Below are 16,493 nucleotides of genomic sequence, written 5' to 3' on the forward strand. Positions count from 1 at the left end.
AAATGGCTTCAGTTTTTGGACATGCACTAACGGCTTATGCACTTGGAACAAGTTTCAGTGAAGAATTAAGAACCAAAAAGCTTTGGATCCTCGGGATACTTTGTTCTATACTTCCAGATGCTGATGTTCTAGGTTTTAAATTTGGTATTGCCTACGAAGATTTCTGGGGACATCGAGGATTTACCCATTCATTTATTTTTGCAATCCTGGTCGGTTTTTTAATTACCGTTATCTGCTATGGCAAAAAACTAACTTCTAAAACAGGATTATTTCTTATCCTCTACTTTAGCATATGCACCGCTTCTCATGGAATTTTAGATGCCATGACTTCAGGAGGTTTAGGAATTGCTTTCTTTTCTCCTTTTGATAATAATCGTTACTTCTTTCCATGGCGACCTATCCAAGTTTCACCAATAGGTGCCAGTAGATTTTTTAGTGTCTGGGGAATTAAAGTATTGTTAAGCGAACTTTTATGGATCGGTATTCCATCAGGTTGTTATATATTAGCTATGAATATTTTAAAAAGAAAAAAGTCCTCCTAATTCATGACTAAACAGCGACTAAGATTTATTTCACCTATTTTATTCGTTCTTTTTTTATGTTGTAAATCCAAAGAAGAAGGAAAACATATAGAGGTTTCCCCAAACTTAAAACTTTCTAAAGTAAACGATAATGGCTATGTCCATATTTCTAAAATTTTCTTAGACAATGGCAAACAATATAATTGTAATGGATTTGTATATGTAAATGATGACGAAGCTTTTATTTTTGATACACCTGCCAACGATATTGCCTCCGAACATTTAATCAAATGGCTTCAAGACGACAAGAATATTACTATCAAGGGAGTTGTTTTTAATCATTTTCATAGAGATTGCCATGAGGGAATGGACATCTTTAAAAAATATAATATCCCATCTATTGCTTCTAAACTTACATCCAAATTAATGAATCAAAAGGAATATGAAAGTCCAGATCAAATATTTGAAGATTCTATTGTATTACATTTAGGTGATAAAAAAATAGTAAATACTTTTTTTGGAGAAGCACATAGCGAAGATAATATTGTCTCTTATTTCCCAGATGATCAAATTCTATTTGGGGGTTGTATGGTTAAGAGCCTTAAAGCTTCTAAGGGAAATCTAGAAGATGCCAATACCGATGAATGGTCTCATACTGTAAAAAGAGTAAAATCGAAGTATCCAGAAGTACAAACGGTGATTCCTGGTCATGGAAAAATTGGAGACATTACGTTATTAGATTATACTATTTCCTTATTTCAGAAATAATTAACCGATTGAAATAAGCTATAAAAGCAAACAGATGAAATCCACCACAAAAGAAACTTCTAAGAAAAAACCAAAAGTTAGCATAATTACCGCTTTTAAAACTATAATATGGCCCAGAAAAAATCTGGTATTCATAGGTTTGATTTTAATCGTTTTTAATAGAATTGCCGGACTAATTTTACCATGGAAAAGTAAAGCTTTGTTAGATGAAGTGATTCCTTCAAAAGATCTCGGCTTATTATACGAACTATTAATCATAGTGGGTGTAGCCATATTAATACAAGCAACTACCTCCTTTCTATTAACCAGAATTCTTAGTGTACAGGCGCAATATCTAATTTCTGAATTAAGAGCACAGGTACAGAAAAAAGTTTTATCATTACCAATCAGTTTTTTTGACAATACTAAATCAGGTGCTTTGGTATCAAGAATCATGAGTGATGTTGAAGGTGTAAGAAATCTAATCGGAACTGGTCTGGTACAAATGGTAGGTGGAATATTCACTGCTTTAGTTTCTTTGGGGATTCTGATTTATATAAATCCTTGGATGACACTTTTTGTGCTAGTTCCCGTAAGTCTTTTTGGAATTGTAGCACTTAAAGCATTCAAATATATCCGTCCTATTTTTAGAAAACGCGGACAAATTAATGCTGAAGTTAAAGGTAGACTAACAGAAACCTTAGCAGGTGTGCGAGTGATTAAAGGGTTTGGTGCAGAAGAACAAGAACATAAAATTTTTGAGAGTGGTGTTGATCGCTTATTCCAAAATGTAAAAAAGAGTTTAACTTCAACTGCCCTGATGACCAGTTCTTCTACTTTTTTATTGGCAGGCATTGCATCTACAGGTATTATGGGAATTGGTGGATATTATATGATGCAAGGTGAAATGACAACAGGTGATTTCTTATTCTTTACTATGGTTCTGGCATTTATGATCGCGCCGATCGTACAAATGAGCAATATTGGTTCTCAATTAACCGAAGCGTTAGCAGGTTTAGACAGGACTGAAGAGTTAATGAATATGGATCCTGAAGAAGACGCAGAAAAACGAACAATCCTGCTAGATACTATAAAAGGAGACATCCTGTTTGATAACGTATCCTTTTCTTACGAAAAAGGTAAAGAAGTATTGCACAACATTAGTTTTGAAGCACCTTCGGGATCCGTAACAGCATTAGTAGGAAGTTCCGGTTCGGGAAAATCAACCATAGCTGGGTTGTCTGCTACTTTTTTAAATCCGGAATCCGGTTTAATCACTATAGATGGTAATGATATCTCCAAAGTTAATTTGAGTAGTTACAGAAGGAATTTAGGCGTTGTATTACAAGATGAATTTTTATTTGAAGGTACGATTAGAGATAATATTCTTTTTCCAAGACCTGATGCTACCGAAGAACAATTACGGCAAGCCGTAAAAGCAGCTTATGTAAATGAATTCACAGATCGATTTGATGATGGTTTAGATACCTTAATTGGTGAACGAGGAGTAAAACTATCTGGTGGTCAGCGACAACGGATTGCTATAGCACGAGCTATTCTTGCAGATCCAAAAATCATTATTTTAGATGAAGCTACTTCTAATCTCGATACAGAAAGTGAAGCTTTAATTCAGAAGAGCCTTAATGAATTAATGAAAGGTCGCACTACCTTTGTAATTGCACATCGATTAAGCACTATTAAAAAAGCAGATCAAATTTTGGTTATAGAGGCCGGTCATATTGCAGAAAGAGGGAATCATGATGAACTTATTACTGCAGAAGGAAGATATTTTGATCTTTATACCTATCAGGCAAGGATCTAAAATTATTAAAACTTTCCTAAATCTGTTAAAAATCAGGTAATCATTCGACCAAGTTAAAAAAGTTGAATGAAAAATATTCTAATATTGTGTATTGTACTTTTTAGTATTAAGGAAATAAATGCTCAGAAAGTTGTACAAAAAGAAGGATATGAGTATTTCTTAGATTTTTTTACTTCTTCAGATCTAAACACCCATAATACCGCATACACTTATATCGATTACAACTGGAAAGAAAGTTTTGAAATACTTGCGATAGAGACTCTTTACTTTTTAAACAACACAAAAACTTCAACCAAAATCCTATCGTTACTAGAGAAAGAGACTGAAAAAAATTATGGTTACGATTTTAATGCATGGTATAAATATATTTGGAATAAGGCTCCAGCTTATAATTCTAATTATTACAAATTTAAAGGAACATTACATCACTACATCGATTACAAATTTTCAAGATATTTTTTAAACAGAGAACAACAATCAACGATTCGATTGGATGAAGTTCGTTGGGGAGGTGTCGTACAAGACGGTATTCCACCTCTTAGAAATCCTCTAATGATTACTGCAAAACAAGCTACGTATTTAAAAGATGATCATATTGTTTTTGGCATCGCTGTCAATGGTGATGTTAGAGCATATCCTAAACGTATTTTAGCTTGGCATGAAATGTTTACAGATACTGTTGGAGGAATTCCATTAGCAGGAGTTTATTGTACACTATGTGGAACCGTAATAGTATATAAAACAAATAAAGACGGAGTACAATACGATTTAGGAACTAGTGGATTCTTGCATCGTTCTAACAAACTGATGTACGATAAAGAAACTCAATCGCTTTGGAATACCTTATGGGGAAAACCCGTAATAGGTCCATTGGTAGGAAAAAATATTGAATTAGAATATCTCAGTGTGGTTACTACCACCTGGAGAGAATGGAAAAAGAGACATCCAGAAACATCTGTACTATCCTTACGTACAGGACATCAAAGAGATTATAATGAAGGTGTAGCATACAAAGATTATTTTGCTACGGATAATTTAATGTTTAACATTCCTAAAAAAGATAAAAGGCTTAAAAACAAACAACAAATACTAGCCATTAGACTTCCTGATCAAACAGAAGAAAATTTCGCGATTTCCTCCAAGTTTCTTAAGAGAAAAAGAATATTTAAACATACAATTAGCAACAATAACTTCACGGTATTTACTGATAAATCAGGAGCGCATAGAGTATACTTCACAGAAGATGTTGAATTCACAGATTATGATAAAGGTATTGAAGCGACTGATAATAATGGTAATACTTGGCAACTCACAGAAGATGCTTTGATACATACAACTACTAAACAAAAATTAGCACGCTTTCCTGCCTACAATGCCTTTTGGTTTGGATATCAAGCTGCTTTTCCAAATGTTACTCTAATTAAATAGGTTACTTAAGATCTTCACTTAGTAGTATTAGATCCGTATCTACAAACTCCCTAAAATTATCTTCGGAGGGATGACCTACAAAAGGGGCGTGAAAAAAAGAAGGAGTATCATTTCTCCAGATCATGGCATAGGTAATACTGCTACTTCTGATAGCTTTATACAGACTATTCGTCCACCAATCAGTCTGAGTTACATTTTCTATCCCTGTTTCGGTAAGTGCAAATAGCATATTTCTTTCGGTAGCAATGTCTTCAACAATTTGTAAATTTCGTAGAGCACTTTGCAAAAAATTACCATTTTTAAAATCATATACATCTACGCCCAGCATATCTACATATTCATCTCCTGGGTAGTTTCTCATATACTCTTCTGCACTAGAAACCCAATTTGGCGCATAGATATAAATCAAGTTATGTACATCCAAATCTTCAGACAAAATCCTTACTGTATCCTTATATAATTGCTTGTACTCCTCTGTAGTTCTGAAACCTTCTCCCCAATAGAAAAAATTTCCATTCATTTCATGCCAAGGTCTAAATAATACAGGAATTGGATTTCCTTCTGAGTCTTTAATATTTTTGAAAACTCTTGCTGCTTTTGCCAGGTTATCTAAAAACTTGTCTCTGTACTTTCCTCCTTCTAACATATCAGGTACTACTGTTGTTAAAACACCTGCGGAATTATTTGGGTTTACCATATGCCAACTCATAGTAATGATACTACCATTGTTATGAGCTTCTATGACAGCATTTGTGAATTTCTCAATAAAATCATTTATAATAAATTCATTCTGAAGGCTTATCAGTTCTAGATCAAATCCAACGATAGCTGGATAATCTTGAGCTACTTCTAAAAAATCCTCGTCTAATTTATCTGGCATCGGAAAGTTATTACCAGTACCGAAAGGAGCTTGTTGACCAAAGGCAATTCCGTTTTGTGTTAATTCTATAAGTCTATTGTATAAATCTTTGGCTTCATCGCATAAATCATTATCCGCAAAAGAACCATCGTTAGTGATTAAAGGTGGAATTCTTTCTGCGTTAGGATCAAATAAACTTTCTTCTTCTGTAGAGCAACTTAATAAAAAGAAGGAAATAATTATAAGAAAGAATCTACCCATACTTTTTATAGTCGAATATATTCTAAAACCTTACATCGAGCTATTTTAAAAACATTATTTAGTCATTTTTTGAACCTTAGCAAAATAAATAAAACCTCGACCTATTAGTTAGTGATCAAGGTTTTAAGTTTCCAAATACAATTCTTACTTTCCTGTAAGTGTATGTTTTTGAACTCCTTCTTCAAATATCATTTGATTTTCATATAGAGATTAAAGCTATCCATCTCTTAAGTCTATTTTCTTTTGAAATTCACTTTGTTTCCATTTAACTCCAACACCATTTCATTCTCAGTCGGATGAAAAAACAAAGCCGCTCCTGCTCTATCAGAAATAAATTTATGATTACTATACCCTTTTAATGGAAATGTAGGACCATCTTTTGCGTCTGCTATGAGCACAGTATTTTCTTTAGTAATGGTTATCTGAAAAGGAAATGATTCGCTTACATAAACACCTAAATATTGGTCTAATTCTTCAGTTGTAAATTTTAATGTTTTCTCGAACTTAGGAAGTTGATAATTATTATTATAATAACTATCCAACACATTAATAATGATACTGTTTGGAGACATTACTACTCCATTTCCTATGTAGGAAACTGCAATTTTTTCTTCTGGCAAATATAATGTAAGCGACTGAAAACCATCAATACCTCCATTATGACCATAAGCTTGTTTATTAAAGAAAGTTTCTCCACTGATTCCCATCCCCATTCCTTTTGAAATATCCATCATTTTATCTAATGAATTTTTTGCAACCAATCTACCAGAAAAAAGATTCTCATAGAATACATTTAATTCTGTAGGAGTAGAAACAATTGCTCCTGCACCGATAGGAACACTCATGTGTGTTTCATTCTTCACCATATTCCAATTATCTTCTTTTAGCACATAAGATAGGGCTTCGTTATTTTTAGAGTTAATTTTTTTACCGTAGGCAGTCCTTTTCAGATCTAGTGGTTTGATAATTCTAGCATGTAAAATTTCTGCATATGTTTTGCCTTCTATTTCTTCAGCTATGTAAGAAAGTAATAAATAATTGGTGTTAGAATATCTTGTCTTAGCACCTGGTTCGAAATTCACCTTTCTCTTTACTAATCTTTCTAACATTTGTTCTCTAGTATTTGGCAAAATCATCCAAGTTAAAAAGTCTTCATCTTCGGTTAAATTAAATAAACCACTTCTATGTCTTAGTAAATGTTCTATGGTGATCTTACTTGCATTCGGTATTTCCGGAAAATAAGTGCTCAAGTAGGTATCTAAACTTAATTTTTGTTCATCTACCAACTGCATAATTAACGTAGCTGTAAAAGTTTTTGTAATAGAACCGATACGATACTTCGTATTTTTATCAGGCTTTATTTTATTCTCTATATCAGCATATCCTATGGAATTAGCATATACTTCTTTTCCATTTTGAAATATGGAAATACTACCCATTCCTTTATTATTTTGATCGATGATGGTAAACAAGCTGTCTAATTTTGTTTTATTGAAATTCTGTGCGGTGATACCTAAACCGATCAAAAGGAAAGGTATAATGATCATTTTTTTAATCATATCATACATATTTTGTTTGGAAATGAAGTAAGCAAGATCCTTCTCAAAAGATTATTTTGATAGCAACTTCATTATGTATTTAAGTGAAATGTTATTATGAAAAGAATCAAACAAATAGATACTTGTTTGATGAATAAAAACGGTTATTCCGATTCTTTAGCAATCCAAGTAAAAATTATAGAGGCCGATCTTGAAACTATAAAGACAAGAAAACCAAAAATTGGAGGTAATGCAGAAACCTTTAGTCCACCAGCGAAGATAGGTGTGGATATATTGCCAATTTCTTCTAATTGATCAAACATTCCTACAATACCAATTAGTTGTCCAAGCATTCCCCATACTAAAGTTAATAATCCAATTGAGTTTAGTAATTGAATATTTTTTTGAAGTCCTTTCTGCTCATTTCTCAAAGAAATAACTCCTCTAACGATAAGAAACAATACCAACAAAAGCATCAATAGGATAGGGAACATAAAAAACATTCCTCCTTCTTGCAATCTCGCGAAGAATGTAGAGAAAAAAGACCTGCTTTCAGATTGTAAAAGAAATAGTGATATCATAGTAAGTAATTTTGAATTAAACATATTCAAAACTAGTTTCTAAAGTAAGAAGAATATTTTTTTTGCGCTTATCTACCAAATTCGTTTCGTATTTAGCTTGATTCGTATAGTGTTCAGAAAACAACTATGTAATTTTGTTATAATAAGTACTAATTCCGTTATTCATCCAAAAATACTACTTGAAAGATAAAAAATACTGATATTGTACTTAAATATGATTTCTAAAGATACGATTCTAAAAAAACTAGCTACCATATTACTACATTCCATATTTTGGACAGTAGTACTGTTTGGGTATACCTATTTTTTTGGTTACAATACAGAGGATATCAATTACGTATTTTCTTTTTCGTTATTTCTTATGCCTGTTACCATAGGAACTACGTATACAGTAACAGATATTTTAATTCCACAATATTTAATAAAAGAGCGATATGCACTATTCCTACTTTATTGTATTTATACTTTAATCGTATCAGCTTTTTTTATCGTTATCTCCTTCTTTTATGGTCTTATCTTTTTATCCTCACTAAAATATGAAGGAATGGCTCCAATGACAAGAAGTCCATTTTTTCTGTTTGTGGCTGTATATTTTGTTGTTTTCATTGCCAGTGCATTAAATCTGGCTCAACACAATTATAAATCAACCACAGCGAATCAGGCACTAAAAAACAAAATTTTGGAGGCTCAGTTAAAACTGAAAGAACAGGAACTGAACTATCTAAAAATGCAGATTCATCCACACTTTTTATTTAATACATTAAATACCTTATATGGCTTTGCTTTAAAAAAATCTGAGGATACTCCAGAGATGATTCTAAAATTATCAAACCTTTTGGATTATCTACTCTATCAATCCGATAAACCTCTAGTACAATTGCAGGATGAGATAAACCATATAGAAGATTATGTTACATTGGAAAAAATGCGTTTTAGAGATGTATTAGATATTTCAACAGATTTTCAAGATATTAATACCAACATTCAGGTAGCACCTATGCTGTTTATTCCTTTTGTAGAAAATAGTTTTAAGCATGGACAAATTATCGATCAAAAACTATCCATTCATATGAGTTTAACATGTAAAGATCATGAGATTTATTTTTCTATAAAAAATTCAACCCTTCCAGGCAATAGTGGCGATCATAAAGGAATAGGATTAAGTAATATCAAAAAACGATTAGCATTAGCATATAAAGAGCATCATTCTTTAGAAATTACTGAAAACAAGAATTGGCATATTGTAAAATTATATCTAAATACTAAAAACACTACAGCTTATGAATCCTAAAATATCTTGCATCATTGTCGATGATGAACCTACAGCAAGAGATATTATTGCTAGCCATTTAGAAAAAATCGATCTCATAGATGTGGTTGCTGTTTGTGCTAGTGCCTTAGAAGCTTTTAATTGTATTAATGCTAATAAAATAGATTTGATTTTTTTAGATATCAATATGCCTGAAATATCTGGAATATCCTTTGCCAAATCGATTAATAAAGAAATTAAAATAATTTTTACTACCGCATATCGAGAATATGCTATTGACGGTTTTGATCTACATGCTGTAGATTATCTTTTAAAACCAATTTCTTTTGAAAGGTTACTAAACGCAGTGGATAATTATTTTGAAATACATCACAAAGTTTCCAATACTACTACTGAAGAGATTCAATCAAATGATTTTATGTTTGTTAGGTCAGATAGAAGGATGAAAAAAATAGATTTTTCGGAAATTATTTATGTAGAAAGTTATAATGATTATCTAAAAATTCATTGTGATAATGCCACTATAGTAACCAGAGAAACTATCAGTAATATTGAAGCAAGGTTACCTGTGCAACAATTTATGAGAACCCATAGATCTTTTATCATTGCAATCAAAAAAATTGATTCTTTTTCTAATGAAGAATTGGTACTCAGTAATAAATCAATTCCTATCAGTAGAAATTACAAAACTCAAGTTTTAAATAGGTTAGAAAACATCTAATTCTAACTAAAGAAGATTACTCTTTTGAGATTATCTATTCTTTCTTTTGCAACATTTTTTAGGGGAAAATGTCATTTAGAAAACTTTAAAACTTTTAGAAATGAGAAAACTATTATTAATGCTACTAACCGTAATTCCTCTATTTACCTCTTGTAATAAAGATGATGATGATTCGTTCCGCAACAAACAATATACATTTACAGAAGTTAACAATTCTGGTATCTCAGGAGTAGTAATGATAAGAGAAGTCGGTGCTGTTAATGCAGAAAGTGCAATTACCATTTTCTTAGAAGGATCTAATGAATCAGATTCTTATTTTACCAATGTATATACAAACTCTGTTTCTGAAGAAGGAGAGATTATCATACCATTAGAGCAATTTGATTCTGAAGGCTATAGTAATACTTACGTTAATGGTTTATATCAAAATGAAGAATGGGATCCAGAAAACCCAATTTCATATGATAAATTAATAACATTTGATGGGCACATTCTTATTCGTTTAAACGGAACTGATGGTCCGGTAGTTGCCACAGCAAATATTGGCAGTAATGCGAACTAAAAGGTAAAACAAAAAAGCGAGCACTGAGCTCGCTTTTTTATGTATATCCTTAAACTTTTACACGTGTAAAGCTCTATTATCTGTAGCAGCTAATGCAGCCTCTTTGATAGCTTCGGTAAATGTTGGATGTGCATGAGACATTCTAGAAATATCTTCTGCAGATGCCCTAAATTCCATAGCAGTTACAGCTTCTGCAATAAGATCTGCACAACGTGCTCCTACCATATGAACACCTAGTACCTCATCTGTTTTCTCATCTGCCAAAATCTTCACAAACCCATCAAGATCCGCACTAGCACGAGCTCTTCCTAGCGCTCTAAATGGAAACTGACCAGATTTATAAGCAATCCCAGCTTCTTTTAATTCTTCTTCTGTTTTACCTACAGCCGCAACCTCAGGCCAAGTATAAACTACACCAGGGATAAGATTGTAATCAATATGCGGTTTCTGACCTGCTAGTGTTTCTGCAACAAAGACACCTTCTTCTTCGGCTTTATGTGCTAACATCGCTCCTTTTATTACATCACCAATTGCATAAATATTACTAGCTGATGTTTGTAAATGATCATTTACTTCTACTTGTCCTCTATCATTTAGTTTAACTCCTGCTGCTTCAGCGTTTAATCCATCTGTATATGGACGTCTCCCTACAGAAACTAAACAATAGTCTCCTTTAAACTCTATTGGATTTCCTTTTTTGTCATCCGCAGTAATAGTCACCTGTTTCGCTGTTGCCTTTACTCCTGTTACCTTATGCGAAGTATAAAATTTAACCCCTTGTTTCTTAAGAACTTTCTGTAACTCTCTGGATAAAGCCTTATCCATTCCTGGAATAATTCTATCCATATATTCTACTACAGAAACCTCAGCTCCTAAGCGACGGTACACCTGCCCTAGCTCTAAACCAATAACACCTCCACCAATAATTACAAGGTGTTTAGGAACTTCTTTAAGTTTCAATGCTTCTGTAGAAGTAATTACACGCTTTTTATCAATAGTAATAAAAGGTAAGGTAGAAGGTTTTGATCCTGTAGCAATGATCGTCTGTTTTGCTTCTATAGTTTCTACAGAGTCATCATTTTTTGTAACGTTTATATGAGTAGCGTCTTTAAAAGAACCAATCCCCTCATAAACATCAATTTTATTTTTCTTCATTAAAAAATCAACTCCTCCTGTTGTCTGATCAACTACAGCTTGCTTGCGGGCAATCATTTTTTCTAAGTTAATCTTTACATCTCCCGGAATTTCAATCCCATGATCTGCAAAATGCTTTATTGCATGCTCATAATGATGTGACGAATCTAGTAATGCTTTACTAGGAATACATCCTACATTAAGACAAGTTCCACCAAGTGTTGAATATTTTTCTATTATTGCAGTTTTCATACCCAGTTGTGCACAACGTATTGCTGCTACATATCCACCAGGTCCGGAGCCGATCACGGCTACATCATATGTACTCATAAAGAGATTTTTATATTGTCTTATAAAATTTTTAGAATAACAAATGTACAAATGTTTTGCTTCTTACAGAAGTGAAGATCTTATCAAATTTTTATTATGAAAGCAATATTAGTAGTGGTTAAAAAGTTATACATTTAACACGTCGATTAGCTTTTCTAAAAATCATACTATTTTTTAAAAGCTTTTTGGATATATTTAAACAAAATAGCTAGTTAATAATGCGATATTTATCTTCTCTTCTCCTCCTTGTTCTTATAGTTTTATGGAGTTCTTGTCGTAAAGATTTTGAGTCTGGTCCGAGCACTGGTAATCTGCAGTTTTCAACAGACACCTTATTTTTAGATACTGTTTTTACCAATATTGGTTCGAGTACCTATAGTTTTAAGGTATACAATAGAACTAATGATGATTTTACAATTCCAAGTATAGCATTAGAGAGAGGAGAAAGTTCTAATTATCGATTAAACGTAGATGGAATACCAGGAAAATCTTTTCAAGATATTCAAGTATTGGCTAAGGATAGTATTTTCGTATTTGTAGAGACTACGACTGATATTACACAACAAACAGGTGATTTAGAATTTTTATATACAGATCGAATTTTATTTGATCCTACAGGTAGTCAGCAAGATGTGGATTTAGTAACGCTAGTAAAAGATGCTGTATTTCTATTCCCCTCTAGAGATGATGATGGAATGGTAGAACAGCTTCCTATTGGCAATGAAGGTGATAGTATTGAAGGGTTCTTCTTGGAAGATGATGAGCTCAATTTTACCAACGAGAAACCTTATGTAATCTATGGTTTTGCGGCCATTCCACCTGATAGAACGTTAACTATAGATGCTGGAGCAAGAATTCATTTTCATGATCAATCAGGGATTATTGCTGCAAACAACTCTACACTTATAGTTAATGGCGAAGTAAGTTCGAATCCAGAGTTATTAGAAAATGAAGTGATCTTTGAAAGTGATCGATTAGAACCTGGATTTAGTGAGATTCCTGGTCAATGGGCTTTTATATGGCTTACTGCTGGTAGTACAGGACATGTCATCAATCATGCTACGATAAAAAACGGAGCCGCTGGAATAATTATGGATTCTAACGACGGAGGCCCTGATCCTACATTAACTATTACCAATTCTCAAATTTATAACCACTCTGCTTTCGGAATTTTAGGAAGAACAGCCAATATCAGAGGTGAAAATTTGGTCATCAATAACGCAGGGATACATGCTATGTATGCTTCATTCGGAGGTACTTATAATTTTAACCATTGTACATTTGCGAACTATTGGAATGTAAGTTTTAGAGATACACCTGCATTGGCTATAGACAACATATTTGTAGTGAGAGATGATGATGGAAATATTACAGAAATTTTAGCAGAAAATCTTGTTGAAGCTAATTTTACTAACTGTATCGTATATGGAAATGAAAACCTAGAACTTGGAATTACCAGAGCTGAAGGGACAACCTTTAATTATAATTTTGGAAATTCTCTTATACGTTTTAATGATTTCAATGGTCAATTTTCTGACAATGCCTTATACGATTTCACTGATAATAGTTTGTTTAATAATGTTATTTTGAATGAAGATCCTAGTTTTAAAGCTCCTTTTGAGAATGAGTTGAATATTGGTGATGATTCCGCTGCAAACGGACAGGCCTCTACTCCAACTATGGGTACTGATATTTTAGGTACACCTAGAGATATGACCGCTCCAGATATTGGCGCTTATGAAAGTATTATTTTCGAAATGGAAGAAAATTAAATAACCATACTTCTTTTTTACTATGACGATATCCAAAAATAATGAACTTTTTATCTTAGGAACCAATGCTCTCTTAATAACACTTTTCCTATTTTTTATAGATGAAGGTAATTACAATTTTAATTGGATAGAGGAACCTTTCGTTTTGGTGATATTTGGAATCTATGCCATTCCGATTTTCTTAGGTCAGTTATTTATTTACAAGGTATTTCTTAAAAATAGTAAATCAACCAAAAAAATAGTGCTAAGTATATTTGGTGGCTCTATCATCGGAATAACAGCTACAGTAAGCATCTTGCTTAGTGGGATACTTACATAAAAAAGGAGATTAAAAAATTACTTTTGTATTCGGTAACTGTTCTTTTATTCTTTCTTTTTCATTTTCAGAAAAGTTGTTTTTACTAAGTTCTAAAACTTTTAACCCAGTAAGACCTTTTAAATTTTGAGGCATAAATTGAAAGTTGTTATTTCGTAATAGAAGTACTTTTAAACTTTGTAAAGAATCTACTGCAGCTATAAGATTGGAAAGCTGAAGTTTTGGATTAGCATCCAGAACCAGCCCTTCTATATAGTTTAGTTTACTAATGTTTCTGGGGATTTCAGCAATTTCATTATTAGATAAAACCAAAATCTTTAATGATTTTATTTGTTCAACTATAGAAAATACTTGATCCAAATCAAGCTCTGGATTATTATTAAGATGTAGCTCTTGTAACACATTACACTTAGAGAATTCTTCTGGTAATTCCTTAAGATTGTTTTCACTCAAATACAAAAAGTCTAACTTTTCTATTTGGGTTAATACTTTGCTGGCTTGTAAAATATCTAAATTTGGATTTTTAGCCAAATCAATCTCTCTTAGATTCGGCAATTCGCTCAAAACATTCGGTATTTCATTAAAATCATTACCTCTCACATTTAATACTGTTAATTGGTTCATTTTACCAAACTCTGGTGGTAAAGAAGTTAATTTATTGCCTTCTACATTAAGAAGTTTCAATTTTGACAACCTTAGTACCTCATTAGGAATCTTTTCTAAATTACAATCCTTAAGATATAATGATTCTAGTGTCGTTAACCCATCTATAGATTCTGAAAACAAATCTAACTCTTCACAATCTAGAGATACACTAGTTAGCTTTTCATTTCCTTGTACCGCATCCTTTAAGATCAATTTTTCGGTGCTTTGAGCACTCATAAAGAATTGTATGCATATCAAACAAATAAGAAATAGTATTGCTCTCATTGCGTTATCCTTAACAAACATAAACTATACATTTTCCTTTGTATATCCTTTACGAACAATCATATAAGATATAACTCCAACTACCATCCAAATACATAATATACCAAAATTGGCTTGTAGTTTATATTCTCCAAAATCCATTTCGAATAACAATGTTAAAACACCATTAACACCTCCATGAGCAAAAACCGCTGGCCAAATACTTTTAGATTTAATTGTCAATAGCGCTAAAAAACTTGATACAAACACTGTATTTATAGGAAGAAAAATAAAAGCCCCCAAAATTGGATATTCTGGATAATTAAATCCATCTAAAACGATTGGTAAGTGCCAAAAACCCCAAACCAATCCTAAAAAGATAATTGATTTTAGCAAACTGTTTTGCTCTAATAATTTCTTTTGTAAAAAACCTCTCCAACCAACTTCTTCCCCAAATGCTAGTAAACTGGCAACTAAATTAACAACAAGCATTGTAATGAAAAAGTTAGCCCAGAAAAAAGAAATACTTTGATCTTCATTTCCTAAAAGCAAGGACAAATCTATATTAATAACCTTATTATCATTAATTAGGTATTCATGATTAATTCCCCAACCAATATTTTCAAATACTAATCTACCAAGTAACGTAATAATTATAGGAACAAGTAAACTTAATAGAAGATACCAAAATGTACGAAGTTTCCAATCAATATATTTTAAACCAACCTTATTTTTTACCAGATAAATGATGGTCCCAATACATGGAATGAACATAGCTAGAACCATAAAAGGTTGAAAAAACTCATACTCTTGTCCTCCATTAAGAATAATAAACATTTGTACTAAATATGTGGCTAACAATAAGAGGATAAGGTATATCCAAACACTTTTTTCTAATTTTATCATGGCTGTAAGTTTCTTATCTTTTTATCAATTATTATTCCGCTTTATTTGTGCTTAAAAAAAAAGGACTGTCTCTTATTCATAGAACTTCAAATTCTTATAAACCATAGTTTTATGGTTTTCTAGAAATGGTTTCAAAATTATTTTAAGGTTTTTTAAATATATGTAACTTTCCCTTCTTTATCCATCTTTACAAAACGAAAAGTAAAAATCATCAAAATTCAAACTTTTGAAATCTTATTTATTTACATCAGAGCGACTTGGCTTTCGTAATTGGTCCATAGAAGACTTAGACATCTTGCATACAGAGGTTAATAATGACGACGATGTTATGGAATTTTTCCCATATAAACCTACATTGGATCAAACCAAAGATTTTATTCTTCGAATGCAACAACATTATGAACGCACTAGCTTTTGCTATTTTGCAGTAGACTTATTAGAAAGCAAAGAGTTAATTGGTTTTATTGGACTTAGTGAACAATCGTATCTTGAAGAGTTAGGAACTTTTGTAGATATTGGATGGAGATTAAAAAAATCAACTTGGAGAAAAGGATTAGCAACAGAAGGTGCAAAAGCGTGTTTAGCATATGCCTATGAACATTTAAAATTAGAAGATATTTATTCTATAGCACCTGAGATAAATGAAAATTCTATAGCTGTAATGGAAAAGATAGGAATGAAACATCTAAAAGTTTTTGATCACCCTAAATTATTAGGTGATGTAAGGTTAAAAACATGTGCTCTCTACCATAAAAACATTAGAAACTAATATATCCCATATTTCTTTGCTACATTTAGGACTTTATATCGTTATTT

General features: G+C 32.1%; 16 protein-coding genes. 10 read left to right on the plus strand and 6 right to left on the minus strand.

Annotated elements, in window-relative coordinates; genetic code table 11:
• Positions 1-2 precede the first annotated feature (2 nt).
• The 4 genes from Q1A73_RS04845 (at position 3) to Q1A73_RS04860 (ending at position 4,518) form a co-directional block, all read left to right on the plus strand.
• Positions 3-542: a metal-dependent hydrolase gene (locus tag Q1A73_RS04845; protein ID WP_299602310.1), complete on the plus strand. Its 540-nt coding sequence runs from the start codon at positions 3-5 to the stop codon at positions 540-542.
• A gap of 3 nt (positions 543-545) precedes the next feature.
• Positions 546-1,289: a subclass B1 metallo-beta-lactamase gene (gene bla / locus Q1A73_RS04850; protein WP_299602313.1), complete on the plus strand. Its 744-nt coding sequence runs from the start codon at positions 546-548 to the stop codon at positions 1,287-1,289.
• 34 nt (positions 1,290-1,323) lie between these two features.
• Positions 1,324-3,090 carry an ABC transporter ATP-binding protein gene (locus tag Q1A73_RS04855; protein WP_299602315.1) on the plus strand — a complete coding sequence of 589 codons (1,767 nt, stop codon included), beginning with the start codon at positions 1,324-1,326 and terminating at the stop codon, positions 3,088-3,090.
• Positions 3,091-3,156: 66 nt separating this feature from the next.
• Positions 3,157-4,518: a DUF3179 domain-containing protein gene (locus tag Q1A73_RS04860; protein WP_299602317.1), complete on the plus strand. Its 1,362-nt coding sequence runs from the start codon at positions 3,157-3,159 to the stop codon at positions 4,516-4,518.
• 1 nt (position 4,519) lies between these two features.
• On the opposite strand, the gene Q1A73_RS04865 is transcribed toward Q1A73_RS04860, so the two are convergent.
• From Q1A73_RS04865 to Q1A73_RS04875, 3 genes are all read right to left on the minus strand, one after another.
• On the minus strand, positions 4,520-5,638 hold the full coding sequence (locus tag Q1A73_RS04865) for a glycosyl hydrolase (RefSeq protein ID WP_299602319.1): 1,119 nt from the start codon (positions 5,636-5,638) through the stop codon (positions 4,520-4,522).
• 233 nt (positions 5,639-5,871) lie between these two features.
• Positions 5,872-7,197, minus strand: coding sequence for a serine hydrolase domain-containing protein (locus tag Q1A73_RS04870; protein WP_299602322.1), 1,326 nt, complete (start codon positions 7,195-7,197; stop codon positions 5,872-5,874).
• Between the two features lie 143 nt (positions 7,198-7,340).
• Positions 7,341-7,757 (minus strand): MotA/TolQ/ExbB proton channel family protein, encoded by a 417-nt coding sequence (locus Q1A73_RS04875; RefSeq protein WP_299602324.1) that lies wholly within the window; start codon positions 7,755-7,757, stop codon positions 7,341-7,343.
• Between the two features lie 214 nt (positions 7,758-7,971).
• Between Q1A73_RS04875 and Q1A73_RS04880 the strand changes: the two genes are divergently transcribed.
• The 3 genes from Q1A73_RS04880 to Q1A73_RS04890 all read left to right on the plus strand — a co-directional run bounded on the left by Q1A73_RS04880 (position 7,972) and on the right by Q1A73_RS04890 (position 10,310).
• Positions 7,972-9,048, plus strand: a complete 1,077-nt coding sequence (locus Q1A73_RS04880) for a histidine kinase (protein WP_299602326.1) — start codon at positions 7,972-7,974, stop codon at positions 9,046-9,048.
• Positions 9,038-9,748 carry a LytTR family DNA-binding domain-containing protein gene (locus tag Q1A73_RS04885; protein ID WP_299602329.1) on the plus strand — a complete coding sequence of 237 codons (711 nt, stop codon included), beginning with the start codon at positions 9,038-9,040 and terminating at the stop codon, positions 9,746-9,748. The genes Q1A73_RS04880 and Q1A73_RS04885 overlap by 11 nt, the downstream gene beginning before the upstream one ends.
• A 100-nt stretch (positions 9,749-9,848) precedes the next feature.
• On the plus strand, positions 9,849-10,310 hold the full coding sequence (locus tag Q1A73_RS04890; protein WP_299602331.1) for a hypothetical protein: 462 nt from the start codon (positions 9,849-9,851) through the stop codon (positions 10,308-10,310).
• 57 nt (positions 10,311-10,367) lie between these two features.
• On the opposite strand, the gene lpdA is transcribed toward Q1A73_RS04890, so the two are convergent.
• On the minus strand, positions 10,368-11,774 hold the full coding sequence (gene lpdA, locus Q1A73_RS04895; protein WP_299602333.1) for a dihydrolipoyl dehydrogenase: 1,407 nt from the start codon (positions 11,772-11,774) through the stop codon (positions 10,368-10,370).
• A 218-nt stretch (positions 11,775-11,992) separates the two neighbouring features.
• Between lpdA and Q1A73_RS04900 the strand changes: the two genes are divergently transcribed.
• Positions 11,993-13,546, plus strand: a complete 1,554-nt coding sequence (locus tag Q1A73_RS04900; RefSeq protein WP_299602335.1) for a hypothetical protein — start codon at positions 11,993-11,995, stop codon at positions 13,544-13,546.
• Between the two features lie 22 nt (positions 13,547-13,568).
• The gene (locus Q1A73_RS04905; RefSeq protein WP_299602338.1) at positions 13,569-13,865 is read left to right on the plus strand and encodes a hypothetical protein; all 297 of its coding nucleotides are present in this window, start codon (positions 13,569-13,571) and stop codon (positions 13,863-13,865) included.
• Between the two features lie 9 nt (positions 13,866-13,874).
• Here Q1A73_RS04905 and Q1A73_RS04910 read toward each other — a convergent pair whose 3' ends face one another.
• Together Q1A73_RS04910 and Q1A73_RS04915 are read right to left on the minus strand one after the other, a co-directional pair.
• Positions 13,875-14,744 (minus strand): hypothetical protein, encoded by an 870-nt coding sequence (locus Q1A73_RS04910; protein WP_299602341.1) that lies wholly within the window; start codon positions 14,742-14,744, stop codon positions 13,875-13,877.
• Between the two features lie 72 nt (positions 14,745-14,816).
• The gene (locus Q1A73_RS04915) at positions 14,817-15,677 is read right to left on the minus strand and encodes a CPBP family intramembrane glutamic endopeptidase (protein WP_299602344.1); all 861 of its coding nucleotides are present in this window, start codon (positions 15,675-15,677) and stop codon (positions 14,817-14,819) included.
• Between the two features lie 226 nt (positions 15,678-15,903).
• Here Q1A73_RS04915 and Q1A73_RS04920 point away from each other — a divergent pair, with 226 nt between their 5' ends.
• Positions 15,904-16,446: a GNAT family N-acetyltransferase gene (locus Q1A73_RS04920; protein ID WP_299602346.1), complete on the plus strand. Its 543-nt coding sequence runs from the start codon at positions 15,904-15,906 to the stop codon at positions 16,444-16,446.
• The last annotated feature ends 47 nt before the right edge of the window (positions 16,447-16,493 follow it).

It is taken from the genome of uncultured Aquimarina sp. (genome assembly GCF_947492115.1).
Lineage (GTDB): Bacteria > Bacteroidota > Bacteroidia > Flavobacteriales > Flavobacteriaceae > Aquimarina.